Genomic DNA, 21486 nt, shown 5'->3' with positions numbered 1-21486 from the left:
GTTTAAGTGGCAAAGAAAAAAACAGTGAAATTAGGGGCAATGATTCATGGCGTAGGTGGCGGCTGGGCTGATTGGCGACATCCTGATTCTTTACCAAATGCCAGTACTAATTTTCAATTTTATAAGGAACAAGCTCAAAAGGCAGAGGAAGGGAAGTTTGATTTTGCCTTTATCGCTGACAGTGTGTCAATAAATGAAAATTCAAGTCCACACTATTTAAATCGTTTTGAACCGATTACGATATTATCAGCGCTTGCAGGTTTGACTCAAAAAATAGGATTAGTAGGAACGGTTACGGTTAGCTACAGTGAACCATACACAGTTGCGCGGCAATTTGCTTCACTCGACCATATAAGCCATGGTCGGGCAGGCTGGAATGTGGTCACGTCTTGGTTGTCTGGGTCCGCGGATAATTATAGTAGAAAAGAACATCCATCGCACCCGGAGCGTTATAAGATTGCTCATGAATTTCTCGATGTGACACAAGGATTATGGGATTCCTGGGAAGATGATGCATTTATATATGATAAAAAAACAGGTGAGTTCTTTGATAAAGAAAAGCTCCATTTTTTGAACCATAAAGGTGAGTATTTTGATGTGAAAGGTCCGTTAAACATTGCTCGTTCAAAACAAGGGCAGCCGGTCATTTTTCAAGCAGGAGTTTCAGAGGATGGCAGAAACTTTGCAGCAAAGAATGCAGATGCGATTTTTGCAGGATTCCAACAAAAAGAGGAAGCAAAGGAATTTTATGCTGATGTTAAAAGAAGAGCGAAGGAATTTGGCCGAAACCCAGATAAACTGTTCATTTTACCTGGAATTGTTCCCGTCATTGGAGATACGCAAGAGGACGCGGATCGAAAGCATCAAGAAATCGCTGAGCTTGTTTCAGTTGAGAAGGCACTGCATGCATTAGGACGGCCGTTCGATGATCATGATTTCACGCAATATCCACTGGATGAGCCTTTTCCAGATTTGGGGAACTTAGGTAGCGATAGTCATCGTGGGACTTCTGATAAAATAAAACAAAACGCAAAAGAAAAGAACTTAACGTTACGTGAGGTTGCCCTCGCCTTTGCGACTCCAAAAGGTCAATTTGTTGGAACGCCAGAAAAAGTAGCTGATCTTATACAGGAGTGGATAGAAGAAGAAGCTTCGGATGGCTTCATTATCGGGGCAGCAACACCAAAAGGTTTGCCAGAGTTCGTTGATCGAGTCGTGCCACTTTTACAGGAGCGTGGTCTGTTCCGTAGTGAATACGAGCATGATACACTTCGAGGCCATTTTGGAATCAAGGTTCCTGAAAATCGCTTTTCTAAAGTCGTTTCAAAGAATTAATGTAGAATAGGTGTAAGCCTCCTAATCGTAAAAAAGTTTGTGATATCGGGAATGACGTGTGTCGATTACACACGTCATTTCTTTTAGGTAATGTGATCAAACTGACAGTGTCGATTGCATTGAAACCCGTATAATTCCCATTAGACAAAAAATCTCCTAAAATTCGTTATAAAAAAGCCCGTCATCAGACGAGCTCCTTAATTTCAAACCAGCTATTGAGTTTCCAGAAACCTAATAGGTATACACGGCAGTAGTATTAGCATGTGGTGTTAGAATCGAGTTGATTGAATTATCATGATACGAATGTCTTTGTTGTTTCCCAATGTCGGTTCCGTAAATATGAATCGTTACAGCTTGATCCTTAAACGGGTTGCGAACACCGTGTATGTCGGCATTTGGCGGATATACAAACGAAATATCATTCTTTTTCGCAATGACCGTATCAATTATCTCTAACTGAATCCCGGGAACTCCATCGCTATCGTTATCATTGTCAATTTTACGGTATCTTGTTTCCTCAATTGCTCCCTCGTAAATTCCGACTAAGCCCCAAACTAAGTGGTCATGAACCGGAGCTTTTGACCTGGCCCCCAAACGAACGCTACAATCGAAAAAGCTTCATCCTCTGGTTTATAAAGGAGATATTGACCATATTTTTCCAGGTGATTTTGGCTGTTTTATCTCTTCAGGGACTAAGCCTTCCTTTTCAAGAAAGGAACGGAAATAGGGGGTTAGACTTTTCACAATATCCTTTTCAGATATAGCATTTTGCAACACATGTCTTACTGTGTCCTCGAAGGCTTGAAAGTGGTGTACAGTTGTCATATTTTTATCTCCTTTTCTAATGCTAAGTATTTTTATAGATTTAATCAAAATATCTTAAACATGATATTAATGACAAAATGCTTCATTGTAAAATAGAAAAAAGAGATTGAGCCATTCAAAAAAATTGAATTTATGAATATTATTGAATTAAACCCACTTGACTTATCGGAAAAATCAAAATATAGTATAAATTAATCATTTTAATAGTATAAGCCCACTGGACAACTGGAGGCATGATTTGATTGACGGATGGGCTTTGTCTACTAGTTTAAGAGTGTATTCTCTGAAGCCTATGAACGTATATCCGTTCTTAGGCTTTTTTTATTTTTATAATAATGAGGTGACAAAATGATGGATTTACGATCAATTAAAACGTTTCAAACCATTGCTCGGCTTGGAAGCTTTCAAAAAGCAGCTGACGAACTAATGTATGTTCAGTCAACCGTTACGATGCAGATTCAAAAATTAGAAGCAGATCTTGGCGTAAAGCTAATTGAGCGGGGAGAAAAATCTATTTAACAGAAGCAGGGCGGGTCTTTAATGAAACAGCAGATGTTTTACTGAAGGATGTAGAGCTTGTCCAACAATCAATGGATCAATGGATGCACGGAGAAACTGGAAAAGTTAGAATCGGGGCAATTGAACCGATGGCGCTTTATCGAATGCCAAAAATATTGGCGCAATATAGTATACAATATCCAAAAGTCCAGATAACGATCGAGGTTAATAACACGCAGAATTTAACTCGTTTATTAAAGGATGGGGAAATTGACTTTGCATTATGCAATACACCAGAACTAGATCATACCCTTTCATTTGAGCCATTGCTGACAGAAAACGTATCATTATTGCTTCCAGAAACCCATCCCCTCCAACAAAAAGAGAGTATTTATTTATCGGATTTTCAAAATGAACGTTTGTTATTAGGGGCTTTTGTGTGTAATTATCGGATTCATTTAGAAAAATCATTAATGGAGGCAGGGGTTCATCCGCAAATTGGCTTAGTTGTAAATAGTATGACCGCGATAAAGGAATACGTCCAAGCTGGGCTGGGAATTGCGGTGATTCCAGATGTGATTATTGGTACCCCATCGATTGGGTTAGTGAAAAGGAAAATTGAGGATTTAAAGGTTGGGGTTGTTACCGGTATTCTTAAAAAGGCAAATGGAATAAAAAATGGCGCAGCGGTGGAACGGTTAATCACTGCGCTTAAAGAGAGTACTAATTAAAAAAGTATTCAGGACGAACTCTCAACGTTAAAAGGGAAATAATTCAATTTTATTGAACGTTACGTTTATTTTTTTCAATTATACATGCAGGGAAACGTGATATATACTGTTTAAAACCAAGTAAATCAATAAGATAAAGCAGGTTAAACAACCAATTATTCCAAATGGTATTAATAGGTTGGTAAGTAAGAGAGGGATGGTCATTTGAGTGAAGTGAAACAAAATCATAAACCACTTGCCGGCATACGAGTTGTAGAATTTGGCCAAATTGCAGCAGGACCGTTTACGGGGATGTTATTAGCAGATTTAGGTGCAGATGTAATAAAAATTGAACGGCCTAATGGTGGAGATGGAATGAGAGCCTGGCCGCCATTTTTTGAAAATGAGGAACAAGAAGCATATAGTGCAAATTTTTCTTCATTGAATCGGAATAAACGAAGTGTTTCGATTGATTTTAATAATCCTGAACAACAACAGCTATTAAAGGAGCTTTGTTTAAAAGCGGATGTAATCATTGAAAACTTTAGACCAGGTGTATTAGCGAAGTTTGGATTAAACTATGACGGTTTGGTTCAGGAGCACCCGAAATTAGTGTATTGCTCCATTTCAGGATATGGGCAAGTAGGTGAGTATGCCAAAAAAGGAGCTTTTGATGTTACGATTCAAGCCTTTAGTGGAATGATGAGTGTGACAGGTGAGGAGGATGGTCCACCCGTTAAGTGCGGGGTTCCGATTGCTGATTTTGGGGTAGGGTTATATGCAGCCTATAGTATTGTCGCTTCCATTTTGAAGGTAAATCAAACTGGTAAGGGCACATATATTGATGCCTCAATGCTAGGGAGTGTACTTGGGATATCGGCCTTACAGACGAGTGAATTTTTTGGTAACGGTGTTGCACCGAAACGTTTAGGATCTGCTCATCCGCGAAATGCACCGTATCAGGCCTTTGCAGCAGCTGACAAACCTTTTGTTATTGCCGCGGGGAATGACAAGCTTTGGTTCCAGGTTTGTGAAGCGACCAATCTTGGTGAATTATTCGAGGATCCTCGCTTTGTTTCTCAGCCATTGCGGGCAAAAAATCAAAAAGAGCTTAAGGGTTTATTAGAGGAAGTATTTGCAACAAAAACTGCTGCTCAGTGGATTACAGAATTTGATCGTAGGGGGGTACCGACCTCACCCGTTAATGATTTTTCAGAAGCACTCGCTCATCCTATAACACATTCGCTTAACATTTTAGAGAAGCTTGAATTACCAAATGGAGTGCAAACAAGTACGGTTGGCTTTCCTGTGAAATTAACAGACTATAGATTTGAAATCTATCGAAACCCACCGAAGTTAGGACAACATAATGATCAGGTGATAAAAGAATGGTTACAGTCTTCAGAAGTTGTAAGTAATAAATAGTACGTTTGATAGAAATTGTGAAAAAACAAAGAGGAGAGTAAAGGTTATGAAACTAGCTTTGGTACTAGCTGAACAGAAGGAAATTATCGTCCCAATTGTCGAAGGGACTGTGATTCGAATATACGATACTGAAACGCGTCAATATGAGGACTATGAAAATCCTGCATTATCGCTACAAAGTGGAAAACGGGGAGCAATAATTAGATGGCTAAATGAACGGGGCATTAATCTATTAGTTACACCACCAAATACTCTGTGTGAGCTCTCCTATGAGGCCGCACAAAAAGAAGAGTTTCACTACTATCGAGTGGAAGCCGAAACGAACTTTACTTATTTACGGCAATTGATTGATCATAACCAATTATTGCTGACCGACCATTTACCAGAGAGCGAAATCCAACCTAGTCATATACCCACAGTGGATGAACAGCGATAGGAGTTATTATGGAAAAAATAAAGATAGAGATAAACGACCATGATTTTTCACAAAAGAAAACAGCTCATCTCAAGCTAAATGTAGAAAAAAACTACAATGCTCTTAACCGAGAGCTTTACCAACAAATAACAAATGCACTTGAATATATTGTGGCAAGGGGAGATATTGGTGCCCTCGTCTTAAGTAGTGAACTAACGGATGCATTTAGTTCAGGGGTCGATGTCAAGTATATTAGAAGTTTGTCAAATGAAGAAGCCGGTCAGTTCTTTCGGAATTTATCGATATTATTCGAAATACTGATAAATTTACCGATTCCCACAATTGCAATCGTGAATGGGTATACATATGGTGCTGGAGCAGATTTAGCTCTTTCATGTGATTTGAGAGTTGCGACTGCCACAAGTGTGTTTCGATTCCCTGGTCCTCAGTTTGGATTGATTCTAGGGACTGAGCGTTTAGTCAATGAAATTGGTGCAGCAAGAGCTCGATACTTAACATTATTAAATAAAAAAGTAAATGCATTTGTGGCAAGTGAATTTGGATTGGTGCATGAGGTTTGTGAGGATTTAAAGGAAGGTAATGAAACCGTGACAAAATGGCTTGAAACCCTACTAAACGTCCCGAACAATACCCTGCAAACATTAAAGGAATTAACGGGAGCTCAGCAAAGTGATACAGCTCATCGTTTAACAAGGGAATCGGTACTACATGGTGATTTTGGCGGCAGATTTTATGAATATGTAAAAAAATAATTCACTTATGGGAGGATGTTAAGATGGTCGAATTTGTTACGATGGCACCTACATCAGGTGATGGAGAATTTGTAGGGGCTATTCAAGGTTCAAATACAAAAAATGTAAATAGTTGGACAGGAACTGATGAATCAGCGGAACGGCAACCGACACAGGAATACATTAAGGAGATTGCCCTTGCCGCTGAAAAAGGAGGCTTCTCGACTTTGTTATTGCCAATCGGTGCTGGTTGCCTTGATCCGATTGTTGTTGCAGCAAACTTGATTGCCTATACAGATAAGCTGAAAATATTATTTGCTGCCAGGCCAGATTTAATTGCTCCAACTGCGCTGGCAAAACAATTTTCAACGTTAAGTTACTGGTCAGGAGATCGGGTCTCTGTAAACGTTGTGACAGGTGGTTCTCCAACAGAGCTTGCAAGTGATGGGGATCATCTTGATCATGAGGCGCGGTATCGGCGAACTCGTGAATACATACAAATATTAAAAAAGTTATTCGCGGGTGAAACAGTATATTATGAGGGTGAATTTTATCATTTAAAAGGTGCAACTCTATATCCAAAGCCTTCGAAAACCCCGAAAATTTTCTTTGGTGGTGCATCAGATATTGGTAAAAAAGTGGCTGCAGACGAAGCGGATGTATATATGCTTTGGGGAGAAACACTTGAAAATACTGAGAAAAGAATTGCTGAAATAAAACAGCTAGCTGCTGAGAGAAATCGTGAACTAAGCTATAGCATTTCATTTCAGGTTGTTCTTGATGAAACAGAAGAAAAGGCTTGGCAAAAAGCAGAGCGCTTGTTAAGCAAAACACCACGTGAACTGCTCGAAAAGAAAGGTGAAATGACGGAAACAGGGGATTCCGTTGGCGTGAAGCGATTGCATCAGCTAATGAAATCTGGAAAGGACCATGATTTTAAAATTGGTCCCAATCTATGGGCCGGCTTAACCCAAGTTTTATCCGGTAATTCAATTGCCCTTGTTGGTACGCCAGACCAGGTGGCGGATCGAATTGTGGAGTTTGTGCAATTAGGGTTTGATAAAGTCCTGTTGCGTGGCTTTCCGCATCTTGAGACGATTACTGAGGTCGGGAAACTAGTTATTCCGAGAGTACACGAAAGACTAAACAAGGCAAAAGTTAGCTAAAAATTCAATGACTTAATCTATTTTGAGAAGTAAATGTTCAATTTGTCTGGTTTTTATTGTAGCTATAATCGCCATTTATCCATTAGTTGAAAATAAAATAGTCTGAACATTTTTAATTTTATATTGACAAAAAATAGAAATAGTATATATTATTATTTAAAGTTAATTAATCCTATTGAATTTATCGGTATTAAAAAAGAAAACCTGGGAGGAAAAAAACATGGCAAACGAAAAAGGTCAACGTATTGAAACGAAAGCAATTCATGCAGGACAAAAGCCGGATCCAACTACATTATCTCGAGCAGTTCCTATTTATCAAACATCTTCCTTCGTCTTTCATGACAGTGATCATGCTGCAAATTTATTTAATTTAAGTGAACCAGGTAATGTTTACAGTCGTATTATGAACCCTACTTCAGACGTATTTGAGCAAAGAGTCGCAGCCTTAGAAGGGGGTGTTGGGGCATTAGCTGTTTCTTCAGGTCAAGCGGCGACAACGTTTGCCATCGTCAATATTGCCTCTGCAGGTGATGAAATTGTATCCTCTAGCAGCTTGTACGGTGGAACATATAACTTATTTTCTGCAACATTAGCGAAATTTGGGATCAAGGTGAATTTCGTGGATCCAGAGGATCCAGAAAATTTCAGAAAAGCGATTACTTCGAAAACAAAAGCCATTTATGCTGAAACAGTTGGAAATCCAAAAGGGGACGTCCTTGATATCCAAGCTGTTTCGGATATTGCCCATGAAAATGGCATTCCCTTAATTGTGGATAATACTGTACCAAGCCCATATTTATTGCGCCCGATTGAATTTGGCGCAGACATTGTTGTACATTCTGCAACTAAATTCATTGGTGGCCATGGAACAACGATTGGCGGTGTAATTGTTGATAGCGGCAAATTCGATTGGAAAAAGAGCGGTAAGTTCCCAGGTTTAACGGAGCCAGACCCAAGCTATCATGGACTTGTCTACACTGATGCTGTTGGTGAAGCAGCGTATATTATTAAAGCCCGTGTACAATTATTAAGAGATCTTGGTTCTGCGTTATCACCATTCAACTCATTTCTCCTATTGCAAGGATTAGAGACACTTCACTTAAGATTGGAACGGCATAGTGAGAATGCATTGAAAACAGCACAATTTTTAGAAAAACATGAAGCTGTTGGTTGGGTTAGCTATCCTGGTTTAAAAAGCCATCCATCTTACTCTAAAGCGCAAAAATACTTACCGAACGGACAAGGGGCAATTTTAACCTTTGGCGTAAAAGGTGGGCAAGAAGCAGCGAAGAAGGTCATTGACTCAATCCAACTATTCTCGCATTTAGCCAATATCGGTGATTCAAAATCTCTTATTATTCATCCTGCTAGCACTACGCATCAACAATTGTCAGAGGATGAGCAAAGAGCCGCAGGTGTGACACCGGAATTAATTCGTCTATCCATTGGGACAGAAGCTATAGAGGATATTCTTGAAGATTTGGATTCAGCCCTAAAAGCAAGTCAAGAAGCAACGACAGCAATAAACTTAGGCTAATAATCGGGTTGTTTTTTAAAAATAATCATATTTTGCAAAAATCAACAATATAATATGAAAAGTAACAATGCATTGCCGACTAGAACACTGGAGGCTCTCTATTAAAGGGTTGTGGACCTAAAATAGAGAGCCTTTTTGTTTTGAGGTGTTTCGAACAATCAATCCCTAATGCTTTTTAGTAAGGCTTGTTAAAGAGCATTGAAGATTTCTGAGTACGATTTTGATTGGAGCACCTAGAGCGGAAAGCAAAGACAAGTAAAACAAAAGTAAATCAGAAATTAGGAGTGATAAGGGTGGGAGAAATTCTTCGAAGAGCAGTAAAAAATAGACGAAAGAAATTAATTGATGCACTAATTGCCTTTAATGTATATAAAAAAGAAGATCAGCATTTGTTTGAATTATCTCTAACAGATTTAGAAAACGAATACAAAAGATTTCAATCCCAATGTTATCCCCATATGGATTTTGGATCGATCAAATTAATGAACAACATAGCAAAGAAGTAAGTATGTAAATCCGCGTAGTTTAATTCTCATACGGGCTAAAATGGCGGGCGAACAAACAATCAATTCAACATTGCGGAGCAAACAGATAGCAATCGTGCACTCACCATATCACCCGCCACCAAGCTATTCATCTCCATTTTCACGATTCCCCAAAAATTTAGATACTACCAACGTTGATACAATTCAAGTATGATTTAGTAATAAGACTAATAGCTTGAAAGGATTGTATCGTTTAAATGATAAGTGCAGTGATACATGGAATTATTTTAGCATTTGGGCTCATTCTTCCATTAGGAGTCCAGAATGTATTTGTTTTTAATCAAGGGGCAACTCAAACGAAATTTAGGAGGACCCTGCCCGTTATTATTACAGCATCGCTATGTGATACAGTCTTAATTTCATTAGCAGTTTTAGGAGTATCGGTGCTAGTGTTTGGTATATACTGGATAAAACTTGTGTTATTGTTAGCCGGCATTTTATTTTTAACGTACATGGGTTTTGTTTCCTGGAACAGCAACCCTAATTCAACCTCATTCGAACGAAAGGCTCTTTCCACTAGAAAGCAAATTGCCTTTGCGATGTCAGTTTCTCTTTTGAATCCCCACGCGATTATGGATACAATTGGTGTAATCGGCACAAATTCCCTCACGTATACAGGGACAGAGAAACTTGTATTTTCAATCGCATGTATTTCGATTTCTTGGATTTGGTTTTTTTCGCTTGCTTTTGTTGGGCGGCAAATTGGCAGGTTAAATAATTCAGTGTTATTCATTCGCATCCTAAATAAGCTCTCAGCCGTCATTATTTGGGGTACGGCCATCCATCTAGTTTTCTCGCTATTTTCTGGGTAGTTGGTTAAGGATATAGTAAAATCGATGATTATTATACATCAAAGGTTGTGTGTAAATTGTCAAAGATATTAATAACAAAACAAATTAATCATTTTCAAGCAGATTGCAGCAATTGTTTTGGACTTTGCTGTGTCGCATTGCCGTATGCGAATTCTGCTGATTTTGCTTATGATAAAGCAAGCGGAACACCTTGTCATCATCTCCAATCCGATTATTCTTGCAGCATTCATCGTCATCTTAGAAATAAAGGATTTAAGGGGTGTACCGTTTATGAATGCTTTGGCGCTGGACAAAAAGTGTCGCAATTCAGCTATAACGGGAATGATTGGCGTGAACATCCAGAATTAGCACAGGAAATGTTTGATGTGTTCCCAATCATGCAACAACTCTATGAAATGCTCCGTTACTTATACGAGGCATTATATATAGAAGAAACTGAACCAATAAAGAATGAATTAAATGAGAGCATCTTTAACATAGAGTCGCTAACAAATTTGAGTCCTAAAGAAATCCTTGCTCTTGATGTCCCCATGCATCGAGTTCGTGTAAATGAATTGCTCCTTTATACGAGTAAAGTTGTGCGTGGCAATGCACCAAGACCGAAAAAACAACGAAAATTGGGGCGAGGGGTAGACTTAATTGGTGCAAAACTGCGTGGCGCAGACTTACGAGGTGCTAACTTAAGAGGAGCTCTTCTGATTGCAGCAGACCTAAAGGGAGCCGATCTCCGTTATTGTGACCTAATCGGTGCTGATTTGAGAGATGCCAATTTAAGTGGGGCGAATCTTACTGGCAGTATTTTTCTTACCCAAGTACAAGTGAATTCGGCAAAGGGTGACAAACAGACAAAATTACCACCTTCACTAAGAAGACCTGAACATTGGGAATAAAGCAGCCTGAACAGTCCACCAGTTACCGGAAAAGGCAAAACTAATCGATAAAGACAGCGAAAAAGAAGATACTGAATCATTTCTCCTATAAATGGGAAATTTAATGGTACTCTTCTTTAAGGAATGAAGCTATGTATATCATTATCAATATCCTTTATTTATTTGCTGGGTTTATATGGGGGGATTGGCGGAATTGGCAAAGATATTATCCAACAATCCTCTTTTTAATAATTGGCGATTTTTTGTATAATTTCCTTTTATACAAAAAATCCATGTGGCTTTTCCACGATGTATTTCTTCCCAATCATACAATCATCACGGTTCTAGCAATGGTTGTTTCCTATTCCGCAACAGTACTAATCTATTTAGGGAGATTTCCCAAAGACAGGAAAAGACGGGTTTATTGGTTTTTTATGTGGTCGGGACTCTATATAATGATTGAATATGTAAATAGTAAGCTTGGTTTTATTACATATCATAATGGCTGGACTTTTGGGTGGTCGATTTTTTTTACTTTCATTATTTTTACTATTCTACCAATTCACCACAGAAACCCTCTGATAGCCTGGTTTTTATCGATTATCATCATTTTAGTTTTGTTATTAAGTTTTGATGTGAAGATAAGTGATATGAAATAGTTTACACAATATCTGAAGTAAAAAATGAAGGGGAGTGGCAGTAAACATGTTGAATGACCACTCCATTTTCTGCTTATAAGGATCTCAGTTTGTGAAACCTAACATTTAATTAACAAAAGTCAATTGTTAGCAGGAGTATCATTCCCACGTTTCCTTAGTTTTTGTTTTAAATGGCGTAGTTGCTTCATAAGCTGCTCGTATTCATCGAGTTCAATTTTGCAAGATTGGATTTCTTTTGCGACTTTTTTAGAAATGTCCTGCTTATCCTTGATTGCTTTAGCTTGGAGAAAAATAAAGACCTTTCGTTCATCCTCTTTCGATCTTTCTTTTCGCACCCAGCCGTTCGCTTCCATCCGAGTGATCATCGGTGTTAATGTCCCTGTTCCCAGGTTCAAAGATGTTCCCAGCTCTTTCAGCGTTACTCCATCCTTTTCCCAAAGTGCTAATAAAACTAAATATTGTGGATACGTTAAACCAAAAGGCTGCAAGACGCTGGTATATAACTTTGTAAACTCACTGGATGTTTCATAAATCGAAAAACACAGCTGCTGTTTTATCGGTAAAAAATCTTCCATCCTGATCACCTCTCATTTCAATCAATCGATTTGAGTAACGTTAAGAAAATAATCTTACTAAATCATCCTCGATTTTACTTGGAGTAGTTGTTGGTGCATATCGTTCAATCACTTGACCTTTGCTATCAATAAGGAACTTTGTGAAATTCCATTTAATATTTTTTGAAAGGACGCCCTTTTTCTGTTCTTTTAAAAAGTTAAACAGCGGTTCAGCGTTTTCCCCATTTACGTCAATTTTGGCAAACATCGGAAAGGTGACTCCGTAGTTTAATTGGCAAAATTCAGTTGTTTCATTAATATTAGCAAATTCTTGGTTATTGAATTGATCACAAGGGAATCCGAGTATCTCTAGCCCATGCTCCTTATATTTATCATATAATTCCTGAAGTCCTTTGAATTGTGGAGTTAATCCACATTTGCTCGCCGTATTGACAATCAATAATGTTTTACCTTCAAATTCTACTAAAGATTTAAGCTCTCCATTTGGCTTTTTTACAGAAAAATCATAAACAGTTGTCATTGATCGTTCCTCCTAGAAACGTTAATTTAGAAAAAAATATATCGTGCACGATTAAATCTTACGCGATTTAATAATAGTTTACAAGGAATAATAAAAGTAATGAATGAGTGTGGTTCTTGAAGTAAACGATATCAATAGTTGGAAAATTGTAGATAACAAAGAAAAGTACAAGCAAACAAGGAGGAAAAAAATGCCCCGAAAATCTACACCAATCAATCAAGATACAGATCAGGAGCAAGTGATAGATGCTTTAGATCCCAATAATAACAAAGGAAAGGATGAGATTGCCCAATTGAATCGGATGCTAGGCGCAGTAATGGAATATCTATCCGATGATGACCTCGAGGAGCTGGATGTTGAATATCTTCTGGATAAAACAGAGGGATTAAGAGCGTGGTGGGATCTTTATCGGGAAAGCAATCGGAAAAAACTCGAGGATGAAATAAGAAAATCACTTGGAGCACTTACATTAAAAGAACTCGAAACCATCCGCGAACAAATCAAAGAAAAAGAATAAGAATAAGAATAAGAAGCATGGGGATGGTTCTCTTGCATCCAAATCTGTTGGAATCAGAAGAACCATCCCTTTGCTTTTATTTTTTATTGATTTGGCGTCCGCTTTTTTTCTGACTTTGTGATTTGCTGTTTCCAATCTGGTAGTCAGTACCAAGTTCAATGTCATTTCGATTATCTTGTCTTTCAAGCTGCTTTCGGATTTGGTCCTTGTTTTGTACGCCTTGTTTTGACATTTCGCATCCAACTCCCTTTCATTTAGTATCGTTTTTTAATATGCACAAAACACAACAAATTAATAATGATTACAGTGGATTCTTGTTTAGTTTCAAATAAAACCTATCGGTAACAGATTAACACGCAAAAATATATTTCAAAAAAGAATAAACCCCGGCTTATGTTAAATATTAAAAACATCTTGTTCGAAAAAAGGGGAGATTACTCTCGTGCGAAAAAGTATTATTATCGTCCTTGTATTAATAGTAGGAGTAATAGGGGCAACCTTATTTTTATCCATCACGGAGCCTGAATTTGCCTATGTTCCCCCAGATGAAAAAATAAAAAATCATGAAAACTCTGGTATAGTCAAAATTAATCAGGAAACCAATGTCCAACTAGAGAATAGTGAAGACGCAGTTCAATTAGGGAAAAAATTATTCTATCAAGAAACCTTTGGGAATGAAGTATTTTTCACAGATGTTTTAGGCTTGTTTAACGGGACTTTTACTATACCTAACATAACTAAAGCGATCTTAAAACTTAAAGGGAATGGAACCCATAACCTAAAGGTAGAAGCAGCGAAAACAGTCAAAATAGGGAATCGAACCATTGAGAAGGGTGAATTAATAGAAACTGGATTGGATGTTGCAAAGGGTGCATATGCACCAGTTGGTGTTAAATTTAAATATGATGATGGTCGAATTAAGGCTGGTATAAGCTGTGCAGTGTGTCACGCCACCGTTGATAAAGAAGGCAATGTAGTTCAAGGAATTCCAAATTCTGATTTAAATATTGGCTTAACCTTAGCATTAGGTACCAATACAGCGTCCTATTTTACTCATACTGAAATGGAAAATCTTAAGAATTTTATTAAGGATACGAAGCGGGTAGTGACAACCTCAGAAGGAAAATCTGAGGCCCTCCCTGATATCGAGGCACTCGAGGAATATGTTGATCGTGAGATTGTCAAATGGCCTAAAGGAAGTAATGATACGACAATTGATTTTCATAACAATCCAGTTCAAATCCCTGATGCTTATACAAAGGGAGATCATCCATATGGCTGGAGTGGTCAAGGACAAATAGGACCTTTTAAGGGAATAAGTGCAGCAATCAATAATGCTCATTCACAAAATATGGATGCTGTCTCCCAAACGAATATCAGTAAGCCCGTGTTAAATATTGATAAAGAAGTATATCTGGGGACCTTACTACAAAATGCAGCAAATAAAAAATTTCGATATGATCCGAAATCTGGTGAAAAACCAACTGACTTTTTTGCAAAGGTCGATCCAACTCCAGGAGTGGATGGGGTAAATGAATTAATTCCATCAGCAAGTTTTCCAAAGATTTCTTTTTTAACAAGCATCGGTTTGCTTTCCAGCTCACCTGGTTATCGTGCATGGGAGCAAATGAATGCTGTGTCGGCTTTTATGAATTCACTACATCCAATGAAAACCAGTCTTGAAATTCAAAAAAGTCAAAAGGATGAAGGGAGAAGGATTTTTGAACAAGGGGGCTGTATTTCTTGTCATGGTGGCCAGTACTTAACAAATAATAAACTGATTTCGCCCAAAGTAATTGGGACAAACGACTCTAGGGCAAAGGCATTTAAGAAAACAGAAAATTATTTTGATGAGCCAGTCATGTATGATGATCAAACGCCGGTGCCACTTCCAAAAAATCCAATAAAACATAGAATACAGATGACAAAGGAACAGGAAGAACAACTTAAACTAGGTTGGGCACATGGTGATACTGGAGGAGCTTATAAAACACCAAGTCTCTATGGCTTATATTGGAGTGCACCTTATTTACATGATGGTGGTGTAGCAGTTGGCCCAAATTTATTAACAGACTTAGGGGTGCCTGGAACGTACCTAAAGAACAACGTACCAGATTCGAGGAATAGTTTGTTGGCATTGATTGATTCGAAGCTTCGAATGAAGGTTATTGCAGAAAATAAGAAAAATGAAGCAGTAAAAAGTGCAAATGTAACAGGGGAGGGCCATGAGTTCTGGATTGATGAGACAACGGGATTTAATCAACAGCAGCAACAGGCTTTAATTGACTATTTATTAACCGTCACGGATGAGAAGTAATGGAGGCAATCTGATGAAAGCTGTAACATACCAGGGGTTTATGGATGTAAAGTTGAAGGAAGTAATCGAGCCTAAACTAAAGCATGCAGAAGATATCATCGTCAAAGTTACTCATGCCTCCATTTGTGGGTCTGATCTACATTCGTATCATGGTATGATTCCTAGTTTAGAAAAGGACTATATTTTAGGACATGAAGCAATTGGAATCGTTGAAGAAATAGGCAATGAAGTGCATTTCTTGAAACAAGGGGATAAAGTTGTTATCCCCTTTAATATTGCTTGTGGGAAATGCATTTACTGTCAATCTAATCTAGAGAGTCAATGTAGTGAAGTAAATCGAGAGGGTGGAATCGGTGCTTGTTATGGATGTTCTAGACTATTTGGTGATTATTGTGGTAGTCAAGCAGAGTATGTAAGAGTTCCTTTTGGGAATTTTGCTCCATTAACTATACCTGTTCATAATGAAATCCCTGATGAGCAATTAGTATTATTATCGGATGCGATTCCTATGAATAATGCTTTGTAGCGTCGTCATGCTTCTTGCTTGATTTTTAAAAAGCTTTAAAGCTAAACTTGAATGAAAAACAATGTACGAAGGTTTGTTTCGTCAACAGCGGGGGTAAAAAAATGGCAATTGAGAAGGTAAGAGAATTTTTTAAGATTTGGGAGATGGAAGATAGAATACTTGAATTCAATGATTCAAGTGCAACTGTTGAATTGGCTGCACAAGCAGTAGGGTGTGAACCGAAAAGAATTGCAAAATCGTTAACATTTGTGGTAGGACAAACCCCTATTTTAATAGTCGTTGCGGGTGATGCCAAAGTTGATAATCCAAAATATAGAGCTCAGTTTCAATCAAAAGCCAAAATGCTTAAGGCTGATGAGGTTGAGGTATTAATTGGTCATGGAGTAGGTGGTGTGTGCCCATTTGCAATTAATGATGGAGTAACAGTGTATTTAGACGAATCGCTAAAACGGTTTCAGACAGTCTACCCAGCATGTGGAAGTAGCAATAGTGCAATTGAACTGACCATTGAAGAACTTGAAAAATACTCAAATTATTCTGCTTGGGTCGATGTTTGTAAAGAATGGCAGGAGGAATCATAGGTTTGAAAGAAACTTGAAAAAAACTACTAATCTAATAGCTTAAGACATACTAGCTGTATAGCTATGAAATTTTTCCGGAATAGTTTGGATTTTTGGTATATTATGCTAGGATAGAAGTAAAAATTCAAACGGGGGCATACATTAATGTACAGCTTTAAAAATGACTATAGTGAGGGAGCGCATCCTCGAATCTTGAACGCATTAATGGAATCTAACTTCGAACAGGAAGAAGGGTACGGCGAAGATCGCTATACTAAAAAAGCGATTGAACTGTTAAAGGAGAAAATGGATCGAAGCGATGTCGAAATTCACTTACTCTCAGGCGGAACGCAAACGAACCTGACTGCCATTGCTGCCTTCCTAAGACCGCACGAAGCTGCTATTGCAGCTCAAACTGGACATATTAACACACATGAGACAGGAGCAATCGAGTCCACTGGTCATAAAATCATATCGATTGATACGACAGATGGAAAGTTAACTCCTATCCAGCTTCAAGAAGTACTAGATGGCCATCCTGATGAGCATATGGTTAAACCAAAGCTTGTTTATATTTCGAATTCTACTGAAATCGGAACAATTTATAATAAAAAAGAACTCAAAGCTTTAAGCCAATCTTGCTCCGAAAACAAGTTAATCCTCTTTATGGATGGAGCAAGATTAGGATCCGCTTTGTGTTCTTCTCAAAATGACCTTGAGCTTAGTGATCTTCCTAATCTTGTCGATGCTTTCTACATAGGTGGAACGAAAAATGGCGCACTGATCGGGGAAGCATTGGTGCTTTGTCGTGATGAGCTGAAAGTGGAATTCCGTTATTATATGAAACAAAAGGGAGCGCTTTTGGCAAAAGGGAGGCTTTTGGGGATCCAGTTTCTCGAACTTTTCCGTGACGACCTTTTTTTTGAACTGGCAAAACATGCAAATACGCTGGCAGAGAAGCTAAGTAAGGAAATGAGCCAAATGAACATCCCATTTCTAACTGTTTCACCTTCCAATCAAATTTTTCCGATTTTGCCTAAATCAGTCATTAACAAGCTTGAAAGGCAGTACTCTTTTCATATTTGGGAAAACGTTGATGAGACTCACTGTGCTATTCGTCTTGTGACCTCATGGGCAACAAAAGAAGAAGAAGTAAATGCATTTATTGAGGAATTGAAAAGGCAGTATGTCGCAACTAAATAGTACTGAAGTATGAATCGTCCAACTTGAATAACCGTAATTGTATTTTCGAGTAAGACGCAATTTTTAATACAAGAAAAGCATTGCAGTATTACAAACTAGCGCTTTTCGACTCAAATTGTTATTATTTTATTTGAAGGTAGTGTTAAAGATCCATGTTGATTTTTGAGCAATCTGTTGATTTGAGCGGAAGGTGCGAGACTCCTTCGGGAGAAGGTGTCACGGGAGACCCCGCGGAAAGCGAGCACCTGCAGCGGAAATCAACAGACAAAATTAACACAGCCTAAATGAAAAGACCAAAAGATGGGTAAATGTGTAAAATTCACCCATTTTTTGCATGCAAAAAGATAAGGATGATACAATATTATGTCTATCACAAAAGGAAAAGAATCAAGAAAAATAGCGAGATATTCATTATTAGTAATGAGTGTCGGATTTATTGCCACAATTCCTTTTCAAGGAAACGTTTGGATTGATTTATTACAAGGTGGCTTCGAGGCTGGCTTGGTCGGTGGCTTAGCTGACTGGTTTGCGGTTACTGCATTATTCCGTCATCCACTTGGAATTCCTATTCCACACACAGCGCTCCTGCCAAAAAATCGAGAAAGAATGACCAATGCACTTGTGACAACGGTGAAAAAGGATTGGCTCTCAAAAGAAAGCATTCAAGCAAAAATAAAACAGGTTGAGTTTACTAATTTGTTTATTTCTAAAATTGAAAAGGAATTATACACGGACGCTTTTCGGAAGGGTCTTGTCAAGCTTATCAAAAAAATGATCGGGTATATCGACGTTGAAAAATTAACACCGGTTGTGAAAGAGCAGCTAGTCGCAACAGCCGGAAAAATCGATATGGGTAATATACTTCAGGTTTTCAGTGATCATTTGCTTAAGGAAAAATTTGATGAGCGTGTATTAGACCATGCGCTTAACAAGGCGGAGAATTGGTTACGAAGTGACGAAACTAGTTATCGGCTTGGGGCAGTCTCAATGAATATGTTAAATAAAATTGAAGTTGATGGTATTCTTCAGTTTGCGCTAAATTCGATTCGAAATCTTCTTAGTGAAGAAAAATTAGGTAGTATTGTGAAAAAATTATTGTTGAATGGCGTTCACAGCTTGCAGGATGAACGAGATCAGAATCGGGAGGCATTACTGGTTTATATTAGAAACGAACTCCAAGACATTAATGCCAATAAAGAATTGCTCGATGGAATTGAGAATTGGAAAAATCAATTTATAGCAAACTGGAAGCCGGATCACGCGATCACAAAAACACTCTCGCAATTCCAACAAAGTACACTCGAGCTTATTGAAGAAGAATCGTTTATCGATACGTATTTAATCCCATTCGTTAAACATGTACTAGAAAATATTAAAGAGCAAAACAAAAAAGTTGATCATTGGATTCAAAACCAAATTTACATCCTTGTTGAAAATAATCATGAACAAATCGGCCATCTTGTCCAAGAAAACTTAGATAAACTAGATACTGAAACACTTATCGATATGATGGAAAACAACATCGGCAAAGATCTTCAATGGATTCGCGTAAACGGTGCAGTATGCGGCTTTATCATCGGAATCATCCTTACTGGAATCCAAGCAATAGCAAGCTTATTTTAGGAAGCAAGGGACGGTGCTTCTGCTCCTGACATTGTCGGAAGCAGAAGTAGAACCGTCCCTTGCTTTTTCTATTGTTACGCCGCCGTTACGCGTCACGCCAATAACGTAATGAAAATAATACCTACAACCATATCATCATCTGTTAAAGACACTCTTTGTCCAGGATTATCTGTAGTTAATAATTCGACTTTGTGTTCTTTCAACAAATCTAAAAACTGCTGCTGAGGTGTTTGATCGGTAATTAAAAGATCGATATCAGCAAGATTAGCAAAACGGAAATATTCAGTTTTCCCAAGTTTAGTATGGTCGGCAAGGACAATTACTTGTTTTGCTTGTTTAATCATTTTCCGTTTTACCATGCCATCCTCTTCATGTGCGAGCGTTAAGCCGTGTTCAGATACTCCTACCACTCCGATAAAGGCTTTGTCGGCAATATATTCAGATAATTTTTCAACTACGGAAGATCCATATAAAAAACGATGCTCTTTGTGAAGAGTTCCTCCTAACAATTGAATCGTAACACTTGGGTTGCTCGAGAGCACTTCGGCTAGATTAATTGAATTTGTTATAATAGTGCAATCAATAGGTCCTAGCTGTTCTGCACACGATTGCACAGTCGTTGACGCATCCAAAATGACTCTGTCACCTGATGTAATGAGAGAAGCGGCAATTTGTCCAATTGTTCTTTTTTCCTCGGAAACAATGTGAAGTCGGTTACTGTAATCCTTAATTTCATGATGGACCGTGGGTAAAATCGCACCGCCTCGAGTACGCACTATGGTTTTATCTTCTTCAAGCCTGACGAGGTCACGTCTAGCAGTATCCCGGGATACATGAAAAAGGGTGCAAATTTGTTCGACCGAAATCCGGTTATTTTTTTGAAGATATTCTAAAATTAATGCTAATCGCTCCTCCTGAAACAAGTAAAAACACCAACTTTTATAAGTATTTATAAGTAATTATACACAAAAAATAAGTAAAATCAATTATATTTAAGTAAAAGTAAGTAAAAGTAAACGGAGAGATTGTGCTTCCTTTCCCGTGTAGAAATTGGTCAGTATTTTTGTGTGCTTAGATTAGGTCATCATCGAAGGGTGCATGATTTTAAGAAAAACAATAAGCAAGGAGAATGAATTTGGGTAAACAAGGTGTCGTTTCTTTGGGTGAAGTTATTGTTGATCTCATTTCTAAAGAGCAGTCAAATATGAGCTATCAGCCTTTTTTAGGGGTGCCACGGTAAATGTCGCTGTGAGGATTAGCCGCAGCGGGCTACCTTCCTATTATCTTTGTAAGTTAGGATTGGATGAAAATAGTGATTTCGCAGAAAAAGAACTAAAAAAAGAACAGGTTAATATAAATTTTTGTGTTCACACCCCTCAAAAGAAGGCTTGTTGTGTATATGTACATCTTAATGAGGTTGGTGACAGATATTTTCACGCGTACATAAACGAAACGCCTGACGAATGGCTAACTTCATCCGAATTGCATGAGGATCCATTTCAAGCAGGAAAAATTTTTTATTTCGGCTCGGGTACATTGTTTCATTCCACTGCGAAAAGTACAACTGAACAAGCGTTAAACTATGCTAGAAAATATAAAAACATCGTTGCTTTCGATACAAATATTCGTCTGAAACGCTGGGATAGCGAAGAAAATTGCCGTGATACGATATTAACTTATATTAGGAAAGCAGATATCGTAAAGATGGCGGAAGATGAATTATTATTTTTAACAGAAGCAAAAACAATAAACGAAGGCTTAATGCAACTGAAGAAATGGGACATTCCTTTTCTTTTCATAACACGCGGCAGCGATGGTGCGGAAGTCCTTCATGGTGGTAAAACAATAACAGTTCCTGGTCTCAAAGTGAATTCAATCGATACAACTGGAGCGGGGGATGCATTCTTATCTACTATCTTGTACTGTTTTCACGAAAAAGGAATCCCACAAAACGATCATCAATTGAAAGAATATCTCGAAATCGCCAACGAAGTAGGGGCAAAATCAACAACTAAACTTGGTTCACTATAGGGTTCAGGAATTAATCTGAACAAATTTTAAAACATAGATTCACTGCAGCGATATTCATTTTTGGGT

Annotated in this window: 25 protein-coding genes; 19 read left to right on the top strand and 6 right to left on the bottom strand. The window is 38.1% G+C overall.

Features of this window, described 5'->3' with window-relative positions:
• The first annotated feature begins 6 nt into the window (after positions 1-6).
• Positions 7-1335 (top strand): LLM class flavin-dependent oxidoreductase, encoded by a 1329-nt coding sequence (locus RGF10_RS15210; protein WP_318503407.1) that lies wholly within the window; start codon positions 7-9, stop codon positions 1333-1335.
• A gap of 231 nt (positions 1336-1566) precedes the next feature.
• Here the strand turns inward: RGF10_RS15210 and RGF10_RS15205 are convergent, their stop codons facing one another.
• On the bottom strand, positions 1567-1929 hold the full coding sequence (locus RGF10_RS15205) for a cysteine dioxygenase family protein (RefSeq protein ID WP_318503405.1): 363 nt from the start codon (positions 1927-1929) through the stop codon (positions 1567-1569).
• A gap of 36 nt (positions 1930-1965) precedes the next feature.
• Positions 1966-2160 (bottom strand): hypothetical protein, encoded by a 195-nt coding sequence (locus RGF10_RS15200; RefSeq protein ID WP_318503403.1) that lies wholly within the window; start codon positions 2158-2160, stop codon positions 1966-1968.
• A 348-nt stretch (positions 2161-2508) separates the two neighbouring features.
• Here RGF10_RS15200 and RGF10_RS15195 point away from each other — a divergent pair, with 348 nt between their 5' ends.
• From RGF10_RS15195 to RGF10_RS23910, 11 genes are all read left to right on the top strand, one after another.
• Positions 2509-2679: a LysR family transcriptional regulator gene (locus tag RGF10_RS15195; RefSeq protein WP_318503401.1), complete on the top strand. Its 171-nt coding sequence runs from the start codon at positions 2509-2511 to the stop codon at positions 2677-2679.
• 83 nt (positions 2680-2762) lie between these two features.
• Entirely contained in the window at positions 2763-3389 is a 627-nt protein-coding gene (locus RGF10_RS15190) for a substrate-binding domain-containing protein (protein ID WP_318503399.1), read from the top strand.
• A 213-nt stretch (positions 3390-3602) separates the two neighbouring features.
• Positions 3603-4793 (top strand): CaiB/BaiF CoA transferase family protein, encoded by a 1191-nt coding sequence (locus RGF10_RS15185; RefSeq protein ID WP_318509492.1) that lies wholly within the window; start codon positions 3603-3605, stop codon positions 4791-4793.
• A gap of 46 nt (positions 4794-4839) precedes the next feature.
• Positions 4840-5229: a NifB/NifX family molybdenum-iron cluster-binding protein gene (locus RGF10_RS15180; protein WP_318503397.1), complete on the top strand. Its 390-nt coding sequence runs from the start codon at positions 4840-4842 to the stop codon at positions 5227-5229.
• An 8-nt stretch (positions 5230-5237) separates the two neighbouring features.
• Positions 5238-5981, top strand: a complete 744-nt coding sequence (locus RGF10_RS15175; protein WP_318503395.1) for an enoyl-CoA hydratase/isomerase family protein — start codon at positions 5238-5240, stop codon at positions 5979-5981.
• A 23-nt stretch (positions 5982-6004) separates the two neighbouring features.
• Entirely contained in the window at positions 6005-7126 is a 1122-nt protein-coding gene (locus RGF10_RS15170; protein ID WP_318503393.1) for an LLM class flavin-dependent oxidoreductase, read from the top strand.
• Positions 7127-7346: 220 nt separating this feature from the next.
• Entirely contained in the window at positions 7347-8663 is a 1317-nt protein-coding gene (locus tag RGF10_RS15165; RefSeq protein ID WP_318503391.1) for a homocysteine synthase, read from the top strand.
• Positions 8664-8956: 293 nt separating this feature from the next.
• Positions 8957-9169: a Fur-regulated basic protein FbpA gene (locus RGF10_RS15160; protein WP_318503389.1), complete on the top strand. Its 213-nt coding sequence runs from the start codon at positions 8957-8959 to the stop codon at positions 9167-9169.
• 236 nt (positions 9170-9405) lie between these two features.
• Entirely contained in the window at positions 9406-10020 is a 615-nt protein-coding gene (locus RGF10_RS15155) for a LysE/ArgO family amino acid transporter (RefSeq protein WP_318503387.1), read from the top strand.
• Between the two features lie 56 nt (positions 10021-10076).
• Positions 10077-10910, top strand: a complete 834-nt coding sequence (locus RGF10_RS15150; RefSeq protein ID WP_318503385.1) for a pentapeptide repeat-containing protein — start codon at positions 10077-10079, stop codon at positions 10908-10910.
• 131 nt (positions 10911-11041) lie between these two features.
• A complete protein-coding gene (locus RGF10_RS23910; RefSeq protein WP_412176633.1) occupies positions 11042-11548 on the top strand; it encodes a CBO0543 family protein in 507 nt (168 codons plus the stop codon).
• 119 nt (positions 11549-11667) lie between these two features.
• Here the strand turns inward: RGF10_RS23910 and RGF10_RS15145 are convergent, their stop codons facing one another.
• The gene (locus RGF10_RS15145) at positions 11668-12123 is read right to left on the bottom strand and encodes a MarR family winged helix-turn-helix transcriptional regulator (RefSeq protein ID WP_318503383.1); all 456 of its coding nucleotides are present in this window, start codon (positions 12121-12123) and stop codon (positions 11668-11670) included.
• A 40-nt stretch (positions 12124-12163) separates the two neighbouring features.
• A complete protein-coding gene (locus RGF10_RS15140) occupies positions 12164-12643 on the bottom strand; it encodes a glutathione peroxidase (RefSeq protein ID WP_318503381.1) in 480 nt (159 codons plus the stop codon).
• A gap of 190 nt (positions 12644-12833) precedes the next feature.
• Between RGF10_RS15140 and RGF10_RS15135 the strand changes: the two genes are divergently transcribed.
• A complete protein-coding gene (locus RGF10_RS15135) occupies positions 12834-13160 on the top strand; it encodes a hypothetical protein (RefSeq protein WP_318503379.1) in 327 nt (108 codons plus the stop codon).
• Positions 13161-13236: 76 nt separating this feature from the next.
• On the opposite strand, the gene RGF10_RS15130 is transcribed toward RGF10_RS15135, so the two are convergent.
• The gene (locus RGF10_RS15130) at positions 13237-13392 is read right to left on the bottom strand and encodes a hypothetical protein (protein WP_318503377.1); all 156 of its coding nucleotides are present in this window, start codon (positions 13390-13392) and stop codon (positions 13237-13239) included.
• Positions 13393-13602: 210 nt separating this feature from the next.
• On the opposite strand from RGF10_RS15130, the gene RGF10_RS15125 reads away from it, so the two are divergent.
• The 5 genes from RGF10_RS15125 to RGF10_RS15105 all read left to right on the top strand — a co-directional run bounded on the left by RGF10_RS15125 (position 13603) and on the right by RGF10_RS15105 (position 19389).
• Complete coding sequence (locus tag RGF10_RS15125; protein WP_318503375.1) at positions 13603-15477, top strand: electron transport protein; 1875 nt, start codon at positions 13603-13605, stop codon at positions 15475-15477.
• Positions 15478-15490: 13 nt separating this feature from the next.
• On the top strand, positions 15491-16003 hold the full coding sequence (locus RGF10_RS15120; RefSeq protein ID WP_318503373.1) for an alcohol dehydrogenase catalytic domain-containing protein: 513 nt from the start codon (positions 15491-15493) through the stop codon (positions 16001-16003).
• A gap of 101 nt (positions 16004-16104) precedes the next feature.
• Positions 16105-16584 (top strand): YbaK/EbsC family protein, encoded by a 480-nt coding sequence (locus tag RGF10_RS15115; RefSeq protein WP_318503371.1) that lies wholly within the window; start codon positions 16105-16107, stop codon positions 16582-16584.
• A gap of 144 nt (positions 16585-16728) precedes the next feature.
• The gene (locus RGF10_RS15110) at positions 16729-17766 is read left to right on the top strand and encodes a threonine aldolase family protein (protein WP_318503369.1); all 1038 of its coding nucleotides are present in this window, start codon (positions 16729-16731) and stop codon (positions 17764-17766) included.
• Positions 17767-18129: 363 nt separating this feature from the next.
• Positions 18130-19389 carry a DUF445 domain-containing protein gene (locus tag RGF10_RS15105; protein WP_318503367.1) on the top strand — a complete coding sequence of 420 codons (1260 nt, stop codon included), beginning with the start codon at positions 18130-18132 and terminating at the stop codon, positions 19387-19389.
• Positions 19390-19481: 92 nt separating this feature from the next.
• Here the strand turns inward: RGF10_RS15105 and RGF10_RS15100 are convergent, their stop codons facing one another.
• Complete coding sequence (locus tag RGF10_RS15100; protein ID WP_318503365.1) at positions 19482-20312, bottom strand: DeoR/GlpR family DNA-binding transcription regulator; 831 nt, start codon at positions 20310-20312, stop codon at positions 19482-19484.
• A gap of 325 nt (positions 20313-20637) precedes the next feature.
• Here RGF10_RS15100 and RGF10_RS15095 point away from each other — a divergent pair, with 325 nt between their 5' ends.
• Positions 20638-21420, top strand: coding sequence for a PfkB family carbohydrate kinase (locus RGF10_RS15095; protein WP_318503363.1), 783 nt, complete (start codon positions 20638-20640; stop codon positions 21418-21420).
• Positions 21421-21486 lie beyond the last annotated feature (66 nt).

The organism is Bacillus sp. T3 (assembly GCF_033449965.1).
Taxonomy (GTDB): Bacteria; Bacillota; Bacilli; order Bacillales; family Cytobacillaceae; genus Bacillus_BU.
Note: the sequence above shows the minus strand (reverse complement) of the source record. Positions and strands in the feature narration are given on the sequence as shown.